The sequence below is a fragment of the Gordonia sesuvii genome (assembly GCF_036350415.1).
GTDB lineage: Bacteria > Actinomycetota > Actinomycetes > Mycobacteriales > Mycobacteriaceae > Gordonia > Gordonia sesuvii.
This window is the reverse complement of record NZ_JAZDUF010000001.1, coordinates 1,084,357-1,105,773: the sequence shown is the minus strand read 5'-3', so window position 1 is coordinate 1,105,773 and position 21,417 is coordinate 1,084,357. Positions and strand designations below refer to the sequence as shown.

General features: G+C 64.9%; 16 protein-coding genes and 1 pseudogene. 14 read left to right on the top strand and 3 right to left on the bottom strand.

Annotation, left to right across the window (positions count from 1 at the left end; all coding sequences use genetic code 11):
• Window positions 1–81: 81 nt before the first annotated feature.
• The 7 genes from VZC37_RS05105 to VZC37_RS05075 all read left to right on the top strand — a co-directional run bounded on the left by VZC37_RS05105 (window position 82) and on the right by VZC37_RS05075 (window position 7,790).
• A complete protein-coding gene (locus VZC37_RS05105; protein WP_330431318.1) occupies window positions 82–1,179 on the top strand; it encodes an enoyl-CoA hydratase/isomerase family protein in 1,098 nt (365 codons plus the stop codon).
• Window positions 1,172–1,948, top strand: coding sequence for an enoyl-CoA hydratase (locus VZC37_RS05100; RefSeq protein WP_330431317.1), 777 nt, complete (start codon window positions 1,172–1,174; stop codon window positions 1,946–1,948). The genes VZC37_RS05105 and VZC37_RS05100 overlap by 8 nt, the downstream gene beginning before the upstream one ends.
• 205 nt (window positions 1,949–2,153) lie before the next feature.
• A complete protein-coding gene (locus tag VZC37_RS05095) occupies window positions 2,154–2,942 on the top strand; it encodes an IclR family transcriptional regulator (RefSeq protein WP_330431316.1) in 789 nt (262 codons plus the stop codon).
• Between the two features lie 82 nt (window positions 2,943–3,024).
• Entirely contained in the window at window positions 3,025–3,768 is a 744-nt protein-coding gene (locus VZC37_RS05090; protein ID WP_330431315.1) for a glucose 1-dehydrogenase, read from the top strand.
• Window positions 3,769–4,437: 669 nt separating this feature from the next.
• A complete protein-coding gene (locus tag VZC37_RS05085) occupies window positions 4,438–5,943 on the top strand; it encodes an MFS transporter (RefSeq protein ID WP_330431314.1) in 1,506 nt (501 codons plus the stop codon).
• Window positions 5,944–6,173: 230 nt separating this feature from the next.
• Entirely contained in the window at window positions 6,174–6,689 is a 516-nt protein-coding gene (locus tag VZC37_RS05080; protein WP_330431313.1) for a flavin reductase family protein, read from the top strand.
• 201 nt (window positions 6,690–6,890) lie between these two features.
• Window positions 6,891–7,790 carry a tyrosine-protein phosphatase gene (locus VZC37_RS05075; protein WP_330431312.1) on the top strand — a complete coding sequence of 300 codons (900 nt, stop codon included), beginning with the start codon at window positions 6,891–6,893 and terminating at the stop codon, window positions 7,788–7,790.
• A gap of 56 nt (window positions 7,791–7,846) precedes the next feature.
• Here VZC37_RS05075 and VZC37_RS05070 read toward each other — a convergent pair whose 3' ends face one another.
• The gene (locus VZC37_RS05070) at window positions 7,847–8,944 is read right to left on the bottom strand and encodes a LacI family DNA-binding transcriptional regulator (RefSeq protein WP_330431311.1); all 1,098 of its coding nucleotides are present in this window, start codon (window positions 8,942–8,944) and stop codon (window positions 7,847–7,849) included.
• A 122-nt stretch (window positions 8,945–9,066) separates the two neighbouring features.
• On the opposite strand from VZC37_RS05070, the gene VZC37_RS05065 reads away from it, so the two are divergent.
• On the top strand, window positions 9,067–11,187 hold the full coding sequence (locus VZC37_RS05065) for an alpha-amylase family protein (protein WP_330431310.1): 2,121 nt from the start codon (window positions 9,067–9,069) through the stop codon (window positions 11,185–11,187).
• A gap of 140 nt (window positions 11,188–11,327) precedes the next feature.
• On the opposite strand, the gene VZC37_RS05060 is transcribed toward VZC37_RS05065, so the two are convergent.
• A complete protein-coding gene (locus tag VZC37_RS05060) occupies window positions 11,328–11,519 on the bottom strand; it encodes a hypothetical protein (RefSeq protein WP_330431309.1) in 192 nt (63 codons plus the stop codon).
• 496 nt (window positions 11,520–12,015) lie between these two features.
• Between VZC37_RS05060 and VZC37_RS05055 the strand changes: the two genes are divergently transcribed.
• The 6 genes and pseudogenes from VZC37_RS05055 to sucB form a co-directional block, all read left to right on the top strand.
• Window positions 12,016–14,013 carry an alpha-ketoacid dehydrogenase subunit alpha/beta gene (locus VZC37_RS05055; protein WP_330431308.1) on the top strand — a complete coding sequence of 666 codons (1,998 nt, stop codon included), beginning with the start codon at window positions 12,016–12,018 and terminating at the stop codon, window positions 14,011–14,013.
• A 26-nt stretch (window positions 14,014–14,039) separates the two neighbouring features.
• The gene (locus VZC37_RS05050; RefSeq protein ID WP_330431307.1) at window positions 14,040–14,861 is read left to right on the top strand and encodes an SDR family oxidoreductase; all 822 of its coding nucleotides are present in this window, start codon (window positions 14,040–14,042) and stop codon (window positions 14,859–14,861) included.
• A 1-nt stretch (window position 14,862) separates the two neighbouring features.
• Window positions 14,863–16,032 carry a mandelate racemase/muconate lactonizing enzyme family protein gene (locus VZC37_RS05045; RefSeq protein WP_330431306.1) on the top strand — a complete coding sequence of 390 codons (1,170 nt, stop codon included), beginning with the start codon at window positions 14,863–14,865 and terminating at the stop codon, window positions 16,030–16,032.
• 45 nt (window positions 16,033–16,077) lie between these two features.
• Window positions 16,078–17,058 (top strand): Gfo/Idh/MocA family protein, encoded by a 981-nt coding sequence (locus VZC37_RS05040; RefSeq protein ID WP_330431305.1) that lies wholly within the window; start codon window positions 16,078–16,080, stop codon window positions 17,056–17,058.
• Window positions 17,052–17,927 carry an amidohydrolase family protein gene (locus tag VZC37_RS05035; RefSeq protein ID WP_330431304.1) on the top strand — a complete coding sequence of 292 codons (876 nt, stop codon included), beginning with the start codon at window positions 17,052–17,054 and terminating at the stop codon, window positions 17,925–17,927. Before VZC37_RS05040 ends, VZC37_RS05035 begins: the two co-directional genes overlap by 7 nt.
• 195 nt (window positions 17,928–18,122) lie before the next feature.
• Window positions 18,123–19,430 (top strand): annotated as a pseudogene (sucB, locus tag VZC37_RS05030) (2-oxoglutarate dehydrogenase, E2 component, dihydrolipoamide succinyltransferase); the annotation flags it as partial.
• 258 nt (window positions 19,431–19,688) lie between these two features.
• On the opposite strand, the gene VZC37_RS05025 reads toward sucB, so the two are convergent.
• Entirely contained in the window at window positions 19,689–21,398 is a 1,710-nt protein-coding gene (locus VZC37_RS05025) for a 3-ketosteroid-delta-1-dehydrogenase (RefSeq protein ID WP_330431303.1), read from the bottom strand.
• Window positions 21,399–21,417 lie beyond the last annotated feature (19 nt).

Sequence of the window (21,417 nt, the reverse complement as noted above, 5' to 3'; positions counted from 1 at the left end):
ACCGGTACCCGCCCTGGATTCACTTACTAGGATATGCAACTATTTGAGTTGTAGCCGGACGAATCTGTGAGGAGATCAGCCATGGCGGATGAGCCGTCCGTAGTGTCCGCGATCGACGCCGGGGTGGCGACCCTGACGCTCAACCGACCCAAGTCGATCAACGCACTCGACCAGTCCATGGTCACCGCGATGGACGAGTTGTTGCGCGACTGGGCGGCAGATCCGCAGGTCACCGCGGTCGTGCTGGCCGGAGCCGGCGAACGCGGTCTGTGTGCCGGCGGCGACATCGTCGCCATCCATCGTGACGCGTCGGCGCTGAGCGGTGGTTCGGCCGACGACGCGGAGGCCGCTGCGTCACCGTCGGCGGCGTTCTGGCGCGACGAGTACCGCCTCAACGCCGACATCGCGCGCTACCCCAAGCCCTACGTCGCCATCATGGACGGCATCGTCATGGGAGGTGGCGTCGGTATCTCGGCGCATGCCAACACCCGGATCGTCACCGACCGCACCCGCCTGGCGATGCCCGAGGTCGGCATCGGCTTCGTCCCCGATGTCGGCGGGACGTATGTCCTCGCGCGCGCAGCCGACAATCTCGGTATCTACGCGGGACTGACCGCCGGCCACCTGTCCGGCCCGGACGCCATTGCGCTCGGCCTGGCCGACCACTACGTACCGGCCGACGACCTCGACGCGTTCCGGAAGGCGATCGGTGAGACCTCGCTCGACGCGTCGATCGCGAAGTGCGCCCAACAGCCGCCGGAGTCGAAGATCGCGGCGCAGCGCGACTGGATTCGTGAGGCCTTCTCGGCGGACACGGTCGGCGAGATCATCGATCGCTGCCGAGCCGTCGGGACGGAGGAGGCGGACAAGACCGCGGCCACCATCGCCGCCAAGAGTCCGCTCGCGCTGGCCGTAACACTGCGCTCGTTGCGCGAGGCGACCCCGTCGCTGGTCGAGACGCTCAAACGTGAGTACCGGGTGTCGCTGCGCAGCCTGCTCAATCCCGATATGGCCGAGGGGATTCGCGCTCAAGTGATCGACAAGGACCGCAACCCGGCGTGGCGCCACACCGGCCACGCGGCGGTCACCTCCGCGGAGGTGGACGCCTTCTTCGCGCCCCTGCCCGACGGCCTGGAGCTCGCCATCAACGTTGCACCTCAGGAGGATTCGAGTGTCTGAGCACGAGACCATCATCGTCGAGCGTGACGGCCGGGTCGGCATCATCACGCTGAACCGACCCAAGGCGCTCAACGCGTTGAACACCACTCTGATGACCGAAGTCGTCGGCGCCGCTGTCGATTTCGACAATGATCCGGATATCGGAGCCATCGTGATCACCGGGTCGGAGAAGGCGTTCGCCGCGGGCGCCGACATCAAGGAGATGTCGGGCAAGGACTACAGCGACGTGGTCGGCGAGCAGTTCTTCAGTGCCTGGGACGGCCTGTCCCGCGTCCGCACGCCGGTCGTCGCGGCCGTCAACGGATACGCACTCGGCGGTGGCTGCGAGCTCGCGATGATCTGCGATGTGATCATCGCCGGCGACAATGCGGTCTTCGGTCAGCCCGAGATCAATCTCGGCGTGATCCCCGGCATCGGTGGTTCCCAGCGCCTCACCCGCGCGGTCGGCAAGGCCAAGGCGATGGACCTGATCCTCACCGGCAGAAACATGAAGGTCGACGAGGCCGACAAGCTCGGTCTGGTGTCGCGGGTGGTGCCCAAGGAGAACTGCCTGACTACGGCCAAGGAAGTCGCCGGGACCATCGCGTCCAAGTCGTTCATCGCGGCATCGCTGGCCAAGGAGGCCGTCAACCGCGCCTTCGAATCGGGCCTCGGCGAGGGTATTCGTGCGGAGCGGAGCTTGTTCTACTCAACGTTCGCCACCGACGACCAGACCGAAGGAATGGCGGCCTTCGTCGAGAAGCGGGAGCCGAAGTTCAGCCACCGCTGACAGGCACCTCGCCTCGGCCTCGCCACCGTGCTCGTGTGGTTCCGTGACGGCTCGATCGTAAGACAACTGGCTGTCGGCGACCGGGTGTGATGGCCCGGGATTGGGCAACTTAGTGTGCGCCACTTCACAGACTGGCGCCGCTATGACATACTTCCAAATTGGAACACCCCAGCTCACGTGTTCGCTTACTTTTAGGGAGTACCAGATGTCTGTCACCACCCTCGCGCCACAAGCCGGCTCCGCCGAGTCGCCATCGACTGTTCTCGAGCGCGTAGCTCTCCTCTTGGAAGCTTTCGACGAGGAGGCGCTCACCCTGACAGACGTCGTCAATCGAACAGGCTTACCTCGGTCCTCGGCGCATCGAATGCTCGATCGTTTGGTAGGCCTGGGCTGGTTGCGACGTACCGGCAGGAATTACCAGTTGGGGTTGCGACTGGTCGAGTTCGGTTCGCTGGCCCTTCACCAAGATGAACTGCACCGAGCTGCCCTTCCTCTGCTGCAGGAACTGCATCGGATCACAGGGATGGTCGTCCACCTCGGGGTCCTGACCGGCTCGGACGTGCTGTACTTGGAGAAGATCGAGGGCCGACTCGGTCCGTGTGTGCCCACTCGGCGTGGAGGGCGTTTTCCTGCCCACAAGTCGGCGATTGGCCATGCGTTGCTCGCGTATGAGGAGCAGACCGGGATCGACCAGAGCCTCACCACTTCGTTGCAGCGTAGCCGCGAAACCGGCATCGCCATCGAGCGTGGCCAGAACATCCGAGGGTTCAGCTGCCTCGCAGCTCCCGTTGGCCCTCCGGGCCGACCGGTTGCGGCAATTTCGATCTGTGGTCCGACAGCCCGCATGTCGTTCGATCACAAAGCGGTCGCACCCATTCGAATGGCGTCGGCGGCGATCTGGCAGAACCTGGATCGGTGTTCGGGTCAGTCGACGAACGCACAGCGGCGCCGAAACCTCCTGCATTCCTTGCCGTCTGCAGAACTCAGTGCCTGAATGTAGATCCGATATCACTTGACTCTCGCGGGCGATGACTGGTGTTCGCGATTGTCCATCTCCACCCCAGAAAGGTTTCTAGGTGAAACGACTAGAAGGCAAGACCGCGCTAGTGTCGGGAGGCGCTTCGGGTATCGGTGCCGCCGCGGTTCGTGCGTGTGCTGCGGAAGGAGCACAGGTGGTCATCGCTGACATCGTCGACGAACCGGGGCGCGCGCTGGCGGCAGAGTTCGACGACCAGGTGGTGTTCACCCACCTCGACGTCACGGATGCTACGCAGTGGATGGATGCGGTCAGCGCGGCGAAACACACGTTTGGACAACTCAATGTCCTCGTCAATGCGGCCGGCATAATGAGTCCCCCCGCTCCCATCGAGGACTTCGACCGTGGCGCTTGGGACCGCATGCTGAATGTGAACCTGACCGGGTCCATGGTCGGAATCTCGGCAGCCGTCGCAACGTTGAAACAATCTTCTCCGGCATCGATCGTGAACATCTCGTCGTACGCCGGCATCCGTGGTGTCGCTGGGCGTCACGCCTATACGGCGTCAAAGTGGGGCGTTACCGGTCTCACCAAGTCATGTGCGCTCGAGTTGGCCGATTCCGGTGTTCGTGTCAATTCGGTGCATCCCGGGGGTGTTCGCACCCCGATGCTGGCGGAGGAGCTCAAGTCCGCCCCTCCGGAAATGCTGGAGGCGACAAGCACACTGGTTCGTTTGGCCGAACCGGAAGAAATCGCATCCTTGATCGTCTTTCTCGCGAGCGATGAGTCGAGTTTCTCCACCGGAGCCGAGTTCCTCGTGGATGGTGGAGTCAGCGCCGGTTGACCAGACCACCAAGTGGGTCCGAGTCTGGACTCGGCCTTTGATACCTGGCGTATCTCACACCTGAACACTGCAGTGCGAAGTGTGGTCACATACGGGCCAACCCCCACCACCGGTCGCCACGGCGGATGTGAATACTTCTGCACTGCAATTCTTATTGCCTCGTCTTCGGTCGGAGACCCGGAACCCTTCCTCGACCAACGCACCAGCGTTGCCGAGTCCTCGGCGCTCGCGGGAGGTCCGCGCGATCACCGGCCAATGGTCGAGGGCCGGGTGACTCGACCCGGCGGTCCGCCGCGGGTAGGTCGTGGCGTCTGTGATGCGCCGAGCGGCGGCGGCGCTCTCTGCGCAGGTTCCATTGTGCGGGACCCCAACCGTTGTTCCCGGTGCGAGGTGCCTGCCCGGTCATCTGTGTGGTTCGTCGACACCCGAGACATGCTGTTGGCGAGGTTGAGCCCTTCCGTCCTGCTCGGAAGTCACGGGTGGTAGCCGGAATTCCCACTCTCCGGAAACTGGCGTGGCACGTCACATGGCAGCGGAAGTGTGATGTGTGCGACATGTCGAGCCTGGGGCGCTGTTTGGCGGAACACGTCATTGCCATCACTCACGGCATCTTCGTCGGACCAACGCGGGCGAGACACTGATTGCCGGGTATTCGGAAGGAAGTCACATATGGTCACCGAACCTCTGGCCGGCGCGATGCCGGTCGATGGTCGATCTGGAAGTTGGACACCCCGGCTGGCGCTCTCGCTTGCCTCGATTGTGTTGTTGCTCGAGTTGCTCTCGTTCAGCTACATCATGATCTCGACATCGATGCCCATGATCTCGGCGGAGTTTCAGACGACACAGGGTGCCTGGTTGCTCACATCGTTTCTGATCGTCGGCTCTGTTGCGGCACCCCTTGTCGGCAAGCTCGCCGATACGCACGGCAAACGCCGGATGCTCTTGGTCTGTATGGCGATTTCGTTGGTCGGGTGGCTTATCTCAGCCGTCGCGCAGAACTACGGGCAACTGATCGTAGGGCGCGCGATCGCCGGCATGATGGTGCCGACACTCTTCCTGAGCTACTCATTGATTCGGGATGTGTATCCGTCCAGGATCGTCCCGCTGGCCGTCAGCATTGCCACGAGTGGCATGGGCCTCGTAGCAGTCCCCGCTCCGTTCCTCTCGGGATGGCTGTTGGACTCTTTCGGCTTTCGGAGCATGTTCTGGTTCGGGGCAATTGTCCTCGTCATCTTGGGTGTGTCGATCCGAGCCTTCACCGACGAGTCGCCGGTTCGCCTTCGCGCGAGTATCGATCTGTTCGGGGCCGTGGTGCTGGGGTCAGGTCTCGCCTGCGTTCTGGTGGCGATCAGCTTCGGTCCCACATGGGGGTGGGCGGCCGGCTCGACACTTGCCTTCCTGCTCGGCGGAGTGGTGCTGCTCGCTGGCTGGCTCGCTTCGGCCCGCGTTATTCGTGAACCGTTGATCGACCTGAACGTGCTGAAGCAACGGCCGGTCTATCTCACGTCGTTGGGTGCCGGATTCGTCTACGGAACCAGCGGCTTGTTTCTGTTGCTCCTTCCGATGCTGGCGATGACGCCTCTGGCCCTCGGGCTCGGCTACGGATACGGCGTCAGCGCAGAGGGTTTCGCGATCTTCCAGGCACCTATCGGCGCGATGGTCGTCGCCGGCGGAATCGTGGTCGGCACGTTGGTCGGTCGTGGAACCCGCCCCAGGTCGCTGATGATCTTGGCCTCGTTGCTGATGGCGTCCGCGGCGACCTGTGTGGCAGTCTCATCCGACCCGAAGCTGCTTCTGATCGCATTCTCTGCCGCGTTCGGACTCGGAACGGGAATGGCATACGCAACAATTCCCAACCTCCTCTTCGAGGCGGTTCCGCCGCAGTTGCAGGCCAGTACCGCCAGCATCGTCGGCGTCATGCAGTCGGTGTTTCCCGCGGTGCTTCCGGTCATTGCGTTCGCTGTGTTGAACAACTCGTACATCGCACCGCTCGCAGATGAGATCACCCAGGGCGCAACGTTCTACACGTCTGAAGGCTACCGAGCTGCTTTCATCATCGTCGCAATCTCAGGGATCATCGCGGCCGTTGTTGCATTCTGTCTGCCGCGGCACATCAGGCAGGTCGATGTTTCCGGTATTGAAGTACGGACAGACACGACCGCCCTGGTGGACTGAGGTCACGGACCCGCCGACGACCGTTCCTGCTGCGGCGCGCTGATCCCGGTCGATCTGGTGTGCCTGTCCTCATGATTCGGGGGCAGGCACACCAGGGGGGCCTGGAAGGCGACGATCAGCTCCACAATCGCGGGGCCTAACCAGGGAAGTCCCATGGACCGGGAACCGCCGTGTGCTCAATCAGTCGACGGTGCCAGAGTGCTCGTATCGCATACGGATAGGAGAACGTGATGGTCGGCCATACTCCCTCGGTAGACAGCCGTATTCTGCGAAACGCGATGGGCAACTTCTGCACTGGGGTCACAGTGATCACCGCCGTCGACGGCGATACGCCCCTGGGTTTCACGTGCCAGTCGGTCACATCTGTATCTCTGAATCCGTCTCTGGTGTCCTTCTGTCCGGCAAAGACTTCCACTACGTGGCCGTTGCTGAAGAAGAGCCGACGTCTATGCATCAATATCCTGTCGCACGACCAGCAGGACCTATGTCTGGGCTTTGCGCGCAGTGGTGAGAACAAGTTCGACAACGTCGAGTGGGAATCCGCGGGAAATCTTGCTCCCCGGCTGAGTGGGGCGCTGGCGCACATCGAAGCCACGATTGTCGCTGAGCACGACGCAGGGGATCACGTGATCGTCTTGGCGAGTGTCACCGATGTCGGCGTCGACGATTCGAAGGGGCCGTTGCTCTTCTACCGGGGCGGATTCGACCTGTCCCGACCGATGAGTGGCACGACGAGTCGGATGTGACCTGACTTTCTGCGCTGGAACAGATCCCACTCGCCGGGGCCGACGAGGAACCTGGGTGTCGGAACAGACCCGGTGGTGACGGCACTGAGCCGTCACCACCGGGACTTGCTGCGTTCACGTCTGCGTCCTAGCATCGCCCAATCGATTGGGCCGATCGCGGTGCTGGTCGATCCCTGACAACACCAGAAAGGCTCGATCCTGATGCACCGCTCATCGATTCCGCTCCGCACCGCTCGGACCGCCGCCGCGATCGCGGTCGCCGGTTCCTTCCTCTTTGCCGGAACGGCCGCGGCCGCCCCGGGCGCGTTTCCGGCGTTCGGGTCGTCCGGGTTCGGTTCCAGTGCACCGGATGTAGTCGACACCCCGCGGCTGGCGTCGCTCGACAACTTCCGTGACGCCGCCGGCGGGGGGTACATGAACAAGTACGGTGTTCGGATGCAGACCGGGGTCTTCTACCGGAGCAACGCCATCAGCCCGTCCGACCCCGACCTCGCTGTCCTCGCCGGACTGAACCTGACGGCCGCCTATGACCTGCGCACCGACGGCGAGGTCGCCGACAAGGCCGACCGACTCCCGGGTGGCGTCGCATATGTCCGAGTCCCAGTCGACTCCGGCAACCTGAACGAGATCGCGGAGTTACGGTCCCCCGACGAGGCTCGGCGGTACATGGCGGACGCGAACCGTGCTTTCGTGACCGATCCGGCCGCACGTGCCAGCTTCGGGAAGCTGCTCACCGAACTGGCGGAGACGCCTGGCGCGCAGATTTATCACTGCACCGCGGGCAAGGATCGCACCGGATGGGTGTCGGCGCTGCTGCAGAGCATCGCGATGGTGCCGGAGGAGACGATCATGCGCGATTACCTGCTGACCAACAAGTACACGGCAGAGTCGATTGCCAAGAGCTACGAGGGGCTCACCGCATCTCAGGGCGAAGCGGTCGCGGAGATCTACCGACCGCTTCTGGGTGTGGAGGCCGGCTACCTACAGGCCGGACTCGACGAACTGTCGGCCCGCTACGGGACCGTCGACAACTACCTTCGCACCGGCCTCGGGCTGTCGCGGGAGACGATCGTCACCCTCGGGCACAAGCTGCTCGCCTGATCTGCCGCGCGCCCCGGCCGTGTACGACGGCTGTCCGGGGCGCGCGTGAGGGTGTGTCACTGCCGAGCCATGCCCACGTTCATGTTGGGCCCGAGGCTCGCGCCGCCGATCAACTGTGGGGGAGTTTCGACGCGCAGATCGCGTGCCTGCCGGCCGTCGAGGACTTCAATGAGGCTGCGCACGGCAAGCGCGCCGAGCTCGTCAAAGGGCATCTTGATGCGCGTCAGCGCCGGCACGGTGAAATCCGCGATCTCCGCATCGTCGAACACCACGAGCGACAGTTCGTCGGGAATACGGATCCCGTGCGCCGAGGCCCGCGACAGTGCGCCTATCCCGGACATCAGGTTGCTCGCGAAGATCGCCGTCGGGGGGTTCGGGTCCGACATCAGGCTGGTGAGTGCCGATGCGCCTCCGTTGGCGGTGTACTCGCCGCAGGACTCGACAGGAACCGGAATGCCGAGAGTATTTGCCGCGGAGATGAATCCGTCGAGCCGTCGACGGGCGGTGTCCACGTCGTGCGGGCCGGAGATCACGCCGACCCGGCGGTGCCCATAGTCGTACATGGTCCTCAGCGCCAGTGCTGCGCCCGCCTCGTCGTCGACGGTGACCGTCGGCTTTCCCTCTGCCCGCCGGTTCACATATACCGTGGGGACGCCATGGCCCTCGAACCAGTCGGCCTGGGCGGACCGGTCGCTCGCCGTGGCGATCAGCAGACCATCGATGCGGTGGTCGTCTACCAGTCGACGCAGTCCGATGGCTGCCGCGCCGTCCGGGACTTCGGTGATGAGGACGGCGAGTCCGCGCCCTTCCGCCTCCTGGAGTGCGCCGCGGACCAGCGTGGCGTACGTGGGATGGGTGAGGTCCGGGATGAGTAGGCCGAAAGCGCCCGCACGTCGCAGTCGGAGGTTGCGTGCCGCGGAGTTGGGCTTGTACTGAAGTGTGTCCGCCGCGGCGAGGACGCGAGCGGTGGTGTCGGCGCTGACCTCGCCGCGGGGATCGCCGTTGAGGACCCGGGACGCGGTCGAGATGTGTACCCCTGCATGGGCGGCGATGTCGCGGAGGCGGGCCCGCGACCCCCCCTGCTTGGAGGAAGCGTTGTCCACCGTTATCCCCCAATCGATCTCATTGATCACATCGAGGTCATGGTAGCGCACGCATGAGTAAGGGTGTACCGAGCCGAACGCACGGGTGTGCGGGAGGGGTTGCCAACGGTGTGTCTCGCGTCATAGAGTCCCAAACGATTGGGAAGCACCACTGAGATGGGATCGAACATCTGATGACTCACCTGCCGTACACACGGACCTACCGTCGCGCGTTGCTCGACATGCACATCCCGGACTGGGATCCGTTGTTCATGACCAAGTTCGACCCCGTCGAAGTTGCGGATGCCTACGCGGACGCGAACCTGGGCGGTGCGATGATCTACTGCAAGTCGCACGTGGGGCTGAACAACTGGCCCGCACCGGTCGGGCCGATGCACCCGGGCCTCAAGGGCCGCGACGTGATCGGCGAACTCGTCACCGAACTGCACGACCGGGACATCAGCGTTTGCGCCTATCAGTCGGTGACCTGGGACAATTGGGCGTGGCACAACCATCCCGAGTGGCGGACCGAGTCCAGCAGCCCGCCATTCGCATTCTTTGGCCGCGTCGGCACCCTCTGCATGAACAACCCGGGGTATCGCGATTACGAGATCGCCCAGGTCTCCGCGCTCGCCGCCGGGTACGCCTTCGACGCCTTCTTCATCGACATCGCGATCTGGGACGGGACCTGCTCGTGCACACACTGTGTGCGGCGCTACGAGGAAGAAGAGGGCCGTCAGCTGCCGGAGGTCCAAGGCTGGACAGATCCGGACTGGGTGCATTTCCAGCGCACGCGTGAGCGCTGGTCCGCGGAGTTCTGCGACCTCCTGCACGACGCGGTCGAGAAGGTGAGTCCCGGCCTGCCGTTCTACTCGAACGCGACGCTCACGTTCACGCCTGCCTACGCAGGCCGTGACTTCGACAGTCTGCGGAACGAGACCTTCGTCGGTGGCGACCGATACGGCAACCGCGAGGACCAGATGCTCGCGACGAAGGTGTTCTCGGCGATCGTTCCCGGCACCTCGCCCGAGTTCATCACCGGCCGCGTGCTGATGATCGGCGAGCATGTCGAGGTCAAGAGCGAATCCGCGATGACCCAGCGTGCTCTCGCCGCAATGGTTCTCAACTCTGCTCTGCTGTACACGGACTGTGTGAACCCGGACGGCAGCATCAACCGCGACCTCTACAAGCAGATGGGGCGCGCGTACTCACGGCTCGAGCCGTACGAGCAATTCCTCGGCGGAATGCACGTCGAGCAGGTCGGTGTCTACTTCAGCGAGCGGGCCATGGGCGATCCCACTCTGCCGTCCGTTCCACTGAGCGAACTTCGCGCGGAGAACCAGGCGCACCTCACGTCTTGGCTCGGTGCGGCCCGCGCCCTTCAGCGGGCGCACATCCCGTTCGGCGCCGTCACCCGATTCCAGCTCGACGATCTCGATCGGTTCGACGTCATCGTGCTCCCGAACCTGCACGTGATGAGCGACGCTGAAGCGGCCGCGTTCCGTGGCTACGTCGAGCGCGGCGGCCGCCTCTACGCCAGCGGCCACACCGGCATCGTGAACCATGAGGGCGTTGCATCCGCTGACTTCTCGATCGCCGACGTCCTCGGTGTCCATTGGGACGGCAACGAGTCCGGGCGAACCGTCTACCTGCGCCCGCTCGACTCCTCCCTCGAAAGCGCGATCCTGCCGCAGGACTACATCTCACATATGGTCGAGAACGTCCCTGCCGACGGCATGGGTTACGCACGGCCCGGTTGCGTCATCCCGCGTCTGGCCGGTGCGAACGAGGCAACAGCCCTCGCGAAACTGACTCTCCCGTATGGCTATCCGGACTCCGGGTCGCTCGAGGGCGGCGGTTGGTCGAGCATCCACAACGACCCGCCGTGGGACGACACCTCGATGCCGGCGGTCACCGAGAACCGGTTCGGCGAGGGCACTGCGATTTACAGTGTCGCGCCACTCGAGTTCAAGGCAGGCAAGAACGCGGACGCATTCGTTCACTTGGTGCGACGGCTGCTGACCAAGCCCCTTGCCGTCGCCGCGGATGCCCACCCGACCGTGTGGGTCGAGGCATACGAGCAACCGGAGGACCACCGGATGATGATCGCGGTCCTCAACTACCAGGAGGACGGCCCGCCGATCCCGACTCCGGTCACCTTCTCGGTTCCCGAGTCCGATCGCGAGATCAAGGCCGTCCGGCGGGCGGTGACGGGCGAGGAGATTGCCGTGGACCGCAACGACGGCACCGTGTCGTTCGCTGCCGGGCCGGTGGAGTACGCAGACATGTTCCTGGTCGAGTACTCGGCCGAGTAGGACGCGCCGGAGGCTGATCCCTCTGAGCTCGTAGAGGGCCTCGGCACGGACGGGTGACACGCCCGTTCGTACCGAGGCCCATTGTCGTACTTCTCGGTTCCTGGTCGGCGTCCCGACAATGTCGAGCCGGGCGATGCGCTCTAGCGCTTGTAGGACTTCGCGAGGTGGGCAAGCGTTTCCGGATCGCAGCCGAACCTCTCGATCGCGGCCAACATCCGGTCGAGCACCTTCTGGGGCGGAAGGCCAAACGTCACGAAGGCCTCGGCAGGAGGTATTCCGTACGGGGCCCAGGTGAGCGCGAACTCGACGATCTCGACTGAGTCCTGGGGCATGGCCCGGCCGGGTATGAAAGCAGGCCGCCGTCGATAGGGGGAGGCCCCGGGTGGCCGCCTGGCAGGGCGTGGTCTCGGCGTCGTCTGGTTGCGGGCGTCGGGCGATACGCCTCCGGTGGAAGGCGTTCCGTGGATCGACATAGCAGTTCCTTCGAGTGGCAGGTCGACAGATGCGGGGCCGTCAGTCGTCGGCGACGATGCCGGGGTGGGGATGGCCGCCGCAGTCGATGTGGTCTTCGCCATCCGTATGGACGGAACCCGAACCATTGCGCTCTCGGCGGCTGTCTGCTGCGCTCGCCGATCCACATCGAGGACGGACGGCGATGTGCTTCTGCAGCAGCACCGAGGTTACCGCATCCCAAACGATTGTGTGATGTGTACAACTGGATTTGAGTACCCGTGTGCAGGTGAAACGCGGAAAGGCGTGCGATACGGCTCTCGACATTGACTGATGTGCCTCCCGTCACGTAAGTTACTCCCAAACGATTGGGGAAAAATGACGATCACAGAAATTGCCAGTCAGTCCACGCGAACCTTCGACCTCGTGGACGCCTATCGGCAGATGTTGACCATCCGCACCCTCGAGGAACTGGTGCTCGAACTTCGGCGTGAAGAGGCGTTCCTGGGTTCGACCCACGTCTGTGTCGGTCAGGAAGTGCCGCCGGTTGCCTTCCTGTCAGCGCTGCGTGAGGAGGACCGAGTTCTGGCGACCTACCGCGGACACGGTTGGGCGCTCGCCTGCGGTGTACCCCCGCAGCAGTTGCTCGGCGAGATCATGCAGCGGTCGACAGGTGTCAACGGCGGTCGCGGTGGTTCCGCGTACCTCACCGCACCCAAGTACCGCTTCGTGGGTGAGAACAGCATCGTCGGTGCCGGGCTGCCGATCGCGAACGGTGTCGCGATGGCAGCGACGTACCAGCAGACCGACGGCGTGACCGTGGTGTCCTTCGGTGACGGCGCCACCAACCAGGGCGCCTCTCACGAGGCTCTGGTCTTCGCGGTGGCGCGGAAGCTTCCGGTGATCTTCGTCTGCGAGAACAACTACTGGTCCGAGATGACGCCGATCACCGACACCGTCCCGAACACCTCGCTCGTCGAGCGTGCTCGTGGCTACGGGATGCACTCCGTGCAGATCGACGGTGGCGACGTGGCAGCCATCGCGTCGCTGGCGCGCGAGGTCGTTGAGCGCGCGCGGCGCGGTGAAGGGCCTACCTTCGTCGAGGTCCTTGTGCCGCGGCTGCTCGGGCACTACAACGCCGACATCCAGCACTACCGCAGCGACGAGGACCACGCGGCCCACCGCTCGCGCGATGCGATGCCCCGCACCCGTGCCCGGATCCTGCAGGAGGGCATCCTCACCGAGGCGGGCATTGAGGCACTCGAGCAGGAGGTCCGCGATGTGGTCGCGCAGGCGCGCGCCGACGCCTTTGCCGCGCCGGCACCCGAGCCCTCTACGGCTGTGGATCACGTCGTCGCGGCCACCCCCGTGCAGGCCGCGAAGCCCCTGCCGACGCAGGGCAAGAGCCTGGCGTACGGTCTCGCCGCGAACCGTGCTCTCTCGACCGAGCTGCGGGAGCGCCCCAACGCACTGTCCTTCGGCGAGGACATCGCCATTCCCGGTGGCACCTTCGGTGTGACACGTGGTCTGCGCAAAGAATTCGGTGAGCGGGTCTTCGACACCCCCATCGCGGAAGCCTCGATCCTCGGTGCCGCGGTGGGGTCGAGCATGCAGGGCATGCGGCCCATCGTCGAGATCATGTGGATGGACTTCCTCTACGTCGCCTTCGACCAGCTACTGAACCAGGCCGCCAACGTCCGCTACATCTCTCGCGGCGAGGTGACGGCACCGATGGTCGTGCGCATGCAGCAGGGCGCTTCTCCGGGGTCGTGTGCCCAGCACGCGCAGAGCCTCGAGGCCATCCTGGCGCACGTACCCGGCATCAAGGTGGGCATGCCGACAACCCCGCACGACGCGTACGCCATGTTGCGTGCCGCGGTGGCGGACGACGACCCGGTGGTGATCATCGAGGCGCGCGAGCTGTACCTCGAGACCGGCATCGTCGACGTCGACGCCCCCGTGGAGTCGGTCGGCGGCGCCCGACTGCGGCGTGAGGGCAGCGACGTGCTCATCGTGAGCTGGGGTCGCATGGTCAACGACGCCCTCGCGGCCGCCGAGCAACTCGAGGAGGAAGGCATTGCCGCCGCCGTGCTCGACCTCCGCTGGCTGACCCCGCTCGACCTCGATTCGATCGGCGAGGCCGTACGGAAGTCGCACGGAAAAGTCGTCGTGGCCCACGAAGCCAACCTGACGGGGGGCTTTGGTGCGGAGATCGCAGCCAGGATCGCCGGTGAGTTCTTCACCGAACTGGACGCGCCGATCCGCCGGGTCGGAAGCCCCGACGTTCGGATGGCGTCCGCTCCGTCGCTGAGGAATGCTGTCATCCCTCAGGTGTCGGATATCGTGGACGCGGCCCGTGAAACGGCCCGGTTCTGATGCTCGACCATCTGGAGCAAAGTGTCATGGACACCACCCTCGACTCGGTGCTCGCGGGAGGGGAGGCGCCCCTGGACGGCGTCGTGGTTGCCGTCACGGGGGCTGCCGGCGGAATCGGCAGCGCAGTGGTCCGGGCCCTGCACGAGTGCGGCGCATCCGTCGCTGCCTGCGATCTCGACGTCGAACGAACTCGCTCGCTGGCCTCGGAATACGACGACCGGGTGCAGGACGTGCATCTCGACGTCACGGACGAGAGGTCTGTCGCGGCCGCGATCGCGACGGTGACCGGCCGGTTCGGCCCGATCGACGTGCTCGTCAACGGTGCTGGCCTCATCCACGCCGATCCACTGCTCGAATTACCGCTTGCGACATGGCGAAAGGTGTTCTCGATCAACGTCGAGGGCGCGCTTCTCGTCAGCCAGGCGGTGGCGCAGACCATGATCGCTGCGCCGGTAACCGACGTAGCGCGGCGCGGGCTCATCGTGAACATCAGCTCGCGCGGCGCGACCATGGGGCGCCCCTACTCGGCGGCCTACGGCGCGAGCAAGGCCGCCCTCGACCACCTCACGATGTCGATGTCCGTTGCGCTCCAAGCCGAACAGATCTCCTGTGTCTCCGTGTACCCCGGGGATGTCCGCGAAGGAATGCTGTCGTACCTGATGCCGGACCTCGCCCGGGTCCAGGGGCGCAGCGTCGGTGAAGTCGCCGGCGAGCGGAACTACCAGTCGCCCGAAGACTTCGCGAGCACCCTGATCGATGTCGTGCGCGCTCCCGGCATGTCCCTCACGGGTAGCTGCGTCGGCGCCGACCGGTCGGTCACGTCCCTGTCCCGCAGCGAGGTTCAGTGACATGCCGAATAAGACACGAATCGCAGACGTCACGACGCACCTGGTCGATCGGTACTGCTTCGTCCAGGTTCATGCCGAAGACGGCAGCGCCGGCGTGGGGCAGAGCGCCTACTTCAGCTTCCCGCATGTCACGTCCGCCGTCCTCGACCCGCTACGCGCGGTCCTGATCGGCCAGGACCCGGATGACATCAGTCGCCTCTGGCTCGAGATGTACCGCACCGCCCCGGTCCGTGGTGGGGCACTCACCTCGACGGTCGCTGCCGTGGACATAGCGCTCTGGGACCTCAAGGGGCGCAGGTACGACGTGCCCACCTACGAGCTGCTCGGTGGACGGCACCGCACCAGAGTCAGAGCGCACGCTCTGCTGGGGATGAACGCGTGGCCGGGGAGCAGCACCCCCGAGGACCTGGTCGAGGAAGCGAAAGCCTACGCGACCGAGGGATTCACCGCCGTCAAGTTTGATCCGCTGATCGAGGGGCAGGCCGGGTTCCACACCCAGAGCCATGCCCGTCGTATCCAGGCGGCGGTCGATCTGGTGGCGGAGGTCAGGTCCGCGGTCGGCCTGGACGTCGACATCGCGCTCGAGATCCATCGCAAGATGGACGTCGCTGAGTCCGTCGCATTGGCCGATGCGCTGGCACCGTTCCACATCTACTTCTATGAGGACGCGCTTCCGCCGGACAGCATCTCGGAGTGGGGCCGCCTCGGAGACCGCGTGCGGTTGCCGATCGCCGCCGGCGAACGGCAGGACTCGATCTACGAGTTCGCGGACCTCCTCGAAGCCGGTGTCGGAGACTTCCTGCGACCCGATGTCGGCACCGCGGGCGGCCTCACCGCATGCGTCAAGATCGCCGCACTCGCCGAGGCCCGCCACCGCCGCGTCATCGCCCACAACTTCCAGACGCCATATCTGACAGCTGCGACGCTGCAGTTCTACGCGTCGGTTCCCAACGTGGGGACATTCGAATGGAGTCCGTTGGACGAGACCGGTCCACAGCGCGCGATGCTCAAAGAGCCGATCGCGCGCGACGGCGGCTGGCTCGAGGTCCCGGATCGCCCGGGACTGGGCGTCGACCTTTCCCCCGGATATCTCACGGACGGGCCTGCTTTCACAGCGCCCGGCTCCATGGGTTCGCTTCGTACCGCGGACGGTGGCATCCATGCACGTTGACGCGGCCATCTACAGCACGACATCTCATCGGATCGAGGAACGACAATGCTCACAGTAGGAATCATCGGAGCGGGCCGCGTCGCGGACGTACACGCCCACGCAATCAGCGAGATTCCCGACATCGACATGACCGGGGTCTTCGACATCGATGCGGATCGAAGCCAGAAGCGTGCCGTCGAATGGGGCGTCCGCCACTACGACGATGTCGACGAACTGATCACGTCGCCGGACAACCAGGCGCTGCTCGTCCTGACCCACGTCGATTCGCACCTCGAGATCGCGAACCGGGCGATCGCCGCCGGCAAACACGTCTTCATCGAGAAGCCGGTCGGCCGGAATCCCGCCGACATCCGTGCGACAGCCGACCTCGCCGCGCGACACGGGGTCGTGGCAATGCCGGGCCACAACTACGCATACTTGCCGGAGTTCTTCCGGATGAAGCGATTGGTCGACGCAGGCGACCTCGGTGAGCTCCGGGCCCTGTTCATCAACTACGTGATCAAGCACCCCGAGGAGGTTGCCAAGGACTACTCAGGTGTGATGGAAGAGGTGATGATCCATCACACCTACCTGTCGTTGGCACTGCTCGGAGCGCCGCGTCGAGTGATCGCTGGTGCCACCGAGAACGGTTGGCAGCACCACACGGAGGAAGACCAGGCGTGGATGACCTTCGACTACGGCCGCGCCTCCGCGCACGGGTTCTGCACGTTCGGCGTCGACGACTACAGCAGCTCGCCATGGAGTTTCGTCGTGAAGCTCCTCGGCACCGAGGGGACAGCCACCGTCGACTTCCGCACCGCCATCTTCAAGCGCCCCCTCGGAACCCTCAACGAAGCGTTCGTTCCGTACGAGGAGAGTTACCGTAACGAACTCGAATCCTTCGCGCGAGCCATCGAAGGACGCGAGATCCCGATCTCGTCGATGGAGGATGCTGCCGTCGCCGCCGGCGTCATCGCCTCTGCTCAGCAGGCCCGCTCCGAGGGACGATTCGTCGTCCGCGAGGACACCGGCGGCACGCGATGGTGACCGGCGCGGCAGCGCCCCCCATGCGCCGCATCGACTCGCACCACCACCTGTGGGATCCGGTGCGCGGGGACTACCCGTGGATGCCTCCGGACGGGCCGCTGCACCAGGCCTTCGTGCTTGACGATCTGAAGGCCTGCAACGGGAACGAGTCCATCGACGGCACGGTTCTCGTGCAGGCCGCGCCGACCGTCGAGGAGACCCTGTGGCTCCTCGACATTGCCGACAGCTCCGGGGGAGAGATCCTCGGAGTGGTTGGCTGGGTCGACCTCGCCGCCGACGACGTCGCAGACCAGCTCGATCGCGTGCAGCATCCACTACTCGTGGGCATTCGACCGATGATCCAGGACATCCCCGACGACCGATGGGTCCTGCAACCGGCGGTCCTCGAGTCGCTTGACCTGTTGTCGGAACGTGGCCTGGTCCTGGACTTCCTCGGGTACACCCGGCATCTGCCGCACGCACTGACCGCGCTCGAGAAAGTCCCGGACTTGCGGGTGGTGATCGACCATCTCGCGAAACCCGATTACGACCACCTCGACCCGGACTGGGTCGGACCGATTCGCGCGTTGGCGACTCGCCCTGGCACGTACATGAAGATCTCCGGAATGGCCACGGAGGTCGACGGAGTCCGAACTGCGGAGAGGTTTCAGCGCCACATCGACCTTGTTCTGGAGGAGTTCTCGCCCGCCCGGGCGATGCTGGGTACCGACTGGCCGGTGAGCACGTTGGCCATGAAACACGGCGACACCGTCGACCTCCTCGAGGCCGTGAGCTCGAACCTCGCCGCCGTCGAGCGGGCCGACGTGTGGGGCGGAACCTGCTCGCGCGCATATCGACTCGATTCGACAGACGCCCTCTCGCGGAGCTGAGCTCGACCGCCGTAGCCCTGTGCGGGCGGGCCCCGCCCTGGTTCGCCCCACCCCGGGTTCCGGGGCAACGGACCCTCCGGGGGAACCCAATTGTGCTCGCCGACAGCGAGCTTCGTGACATCCGATCATTCGTAGGTTCTGCACACCGCCTTGCAGATCCGCACCATCGTAGGAGTTGTAACAATGGTCCACTCTGTCCGAATGCCCGAACTGGGTGAGAGCGTCACCGAGGGTACGGTCACCAGATGGCTGAAAGCCGAAGGAGACACAGTCGACGTCGACGAGCCGTTGGTCGAGGTCTCGACCGACAAGGTGGACACCGAGATCCCGTCGCCCTTCGCAGGTGTGCTGGTGACGATCATCGCCCCCGAGGACGCGGTCGTCGAGATCGGTGGTGATCTCGCTACTGTCGGTTCCCCTCCACCCACCGGCCAACCGGCGCCGACGGCGTCACCAGATCGCGCGGACTCCCCCGAGCGTGCGCCGGGTGCACCCGGCGTGGCGGAGTCCGCCCAGGGTCGATCGGTTCCCGTGTCAACCGCGCCTGTGGCGGACGTGCCGCGCAAGCAGCTCGGCTACCCCTACGCGACACCACTTGTGCGACGACTGGCCAAGGAAGCCGGGCTCGATCTCGCCGCCGTTCGAGGGACGGGCCCACGGGGCCGCATCCGACGCGACGACGTTCTCGCGGCGACGGAGACGGCTGCGGCAGAAGCACCTGCTGCAGTGGCCTCTCCTCCCGCGGATCGACCCGCCCGCTCGGTGCCTGCGACGCGTCCGACCACGACAGTGGCGGGACGGGTGGAAAAGGCCAGCCGTATCCGGCAGATCACTGCTGCCAAGACGATGGAGTCGCTGCGCACCACGGCGCAGTTGACCCAGGTTCACGAGGCCGATCTGACCAAGCTGGTTGCTCTCCGCACCCGCATCAAGAACTCGTTCCGGGAACGGGAGGGCGTGAACCTCACGTATATGCCGTTCTTCGCGCGTGCGGTCATCGACGCGCTGGCCGTGCACCCGAACGTCCACGCGTCCTACCATGCGGAGACCAAAGAGATCACCTACCACTCGGTGGTCAACCTCGGAATCGCAGTGGACACCGAGCGGGGCCTGCTCTCGCCGGTCGTCCGCAACGCCGGTGACCTGTCCATCGCCGGCCTCGCGCGAGCGATCGCCGACGTGGCGGCCCGAGCCCGCGCAGGCACCCTCGGTCCGGACGAACTGTCCGGTGGCACGTTCACCATCACCAACATCGGTTCCCAGGGAGCGCTTTTCGACACTCCGATTCTGGTGCCACCGCAGGCGGCGATGCTGGGGACGGGCGCAATCGTGAAGCGGCCGCATGTGGTCACCACCGACGGACACGACGCCATCGGTATCCGTTCGATGGCGTACCTGCCGCTGACCTACGACCATCAGCTCGTCGACGGTGCCGATGCGGGACGTTTCATGACCACCGTCAAGAGACGGCTGGAGGACGCGGATTTCGGCCCCCTGGCCTGAAGTTCTCACTCGCGACGACGACCGGCGGTAATTGGGGGACGGAGTCATCGATACGTGCGTCGCCTGTTCGAAAATCATCAGAATGGTGAGAAACGCCTCGTCAGGGGCGCCGTCGCCGAGTTCGGCGACGGCGCCTTGACGAGGCGTTGTCGTTCGGGCTACTACGACGGAGCCGAGACCGGATCGACGCGGATCGCGTGCCAGACTCGCCGATGTCCCGGGTTTCGGGACGCCCTTCGTCTCATTGCCGGCAACAACTCACGCCGTGATCGGCGCAAGTGACGCTGCGTGGTGTGCCGCGACATAGCCGAAAACCAAACCCTGGCCGATCGTTCCACCAGCCCCTGGATAGGTCTTGCCGAACGCATTCGCCGACGTGTTACCCACGGCATACAGTCCCTCAATCGCAGCGCCGTCTTCTCGAAGCACTCGCGCGTTGGCGTCGGTCTGGAGGCCGCCACACGTCCCCAGGTCGCTCAACGTCATCCGCACGGCGTAGAGGGAGCCGGGTTGGAGCGCACGAAGATTGGGATTCGGTCGGTTTGTCGGGTCGCCGTAGTAGTTGTCGTACGCGTTCTCGCCGCGACCGAAGTCGCCATCACGCCCGGCGATGACCTGCGTGTTGAACCGTTCGAACTGTTCCTTGAACGCAGCTTCGGGCAGACCCGCCTTGCGTGCGAGCTCTTCCGGAGTTGCCGCGGTGTAGGCGATTCCATTCTCGTACCAGGAATCGGGCAGTGGCTGGCGTGGGAAGACCTGTCCCGTGAGGGTGTAGCTGTCCCGATACTCTTGATCGAATACCAGCCACATCTCCTCGACAGGGTCGCCTGCTCGGTCCCTCTCCAGCCAGCGCTGACCGAAGGTCATGTAGTCGACGGACTCATTGATGAATCGGCGGCCGGTCTGATCCACGATGAAGCTGCCCGGTAGGGATCGCTCGGCGAGGAGATGCAATGGCTCTGCATCGGGGAGCGGGGACACGGCCGGATACCACCATGCTTGGTCCATGAGTGCAATGGCGGCGCCGGCGTCCTGGCCGACGACGATGGCGTCACCGGTGTTTGTGTCGGCGCCGAGGCTGATGTTCTGACCGAGTCGCTCCGACTGGTACTTCCGCCGAAGTTCCATCTCATGATCGAATCCGCCTGCCGCGAGCACAACTCCGCGTCGGGTGGTCACGGTGTGCTCGGTCCCATCCTGGCTGACCACCGCGCCCGTGACCTTTCCATCCGTGGTGACCAGTCGCACCAGCCGGGTTTCCGTCCACGTCGGGATTCCTGCTTCGAGGACGCCGGTATACATGCCGGCAACGAGCGCTTGGCCGGCGGAGATGTACTCCCTGCCGATCGCCATTCCGCCGATACCCTGTATGAGACGTAATGCTATACGTGGCACCGCTTTCAGCGGCTTCTTCAACATGAGATTCATCCACTTGTAGTCAGCGCCGGTGACCGGCATCGGGATGGGCGCCTTCATGGATCCCGATCGCAGCCGAGCTCGCTCCTTGCCCAGCCGGCGAGCGTTGTACGGCTTGCACTCACAGGTTCGACCTTCATCCCTGCCCCCGGGTTCGGTCGGATGATAGTCCGAGTAGCCCTTGGCCCAGACGAACTTCATCGGCGTTGTGCGCAAGAGCATCTCGACCGTCGCAATGCCGTTGCGGAGGAATGCGTCGCTGAGCTCGGGGGGCGCGTCGTCCCCGACAACTGCACGGAGGTAGCGTCTCGCGCGCGTGAGGGCATCGCTGTCGGAGGCCTCGTCCAACGCTGGATTACCAGGAATCCAGAACGCTCCTCCTGACAGAGCCGTGGAACCGCCGACGTACTCGGACTTCTCGATGATCAGTGCGGACAGGCCCTGCTCGTGGGCCGCGAGGGCACTGGCCATCCCAGTACCGCTTCCGACGACCAGCAGGTCGACAGTGCAATCCCTCGCGGTCGTCTTTGGAGGTAGTTTGTTCAGAGCCATTGTGGGTCACTTTCACGTG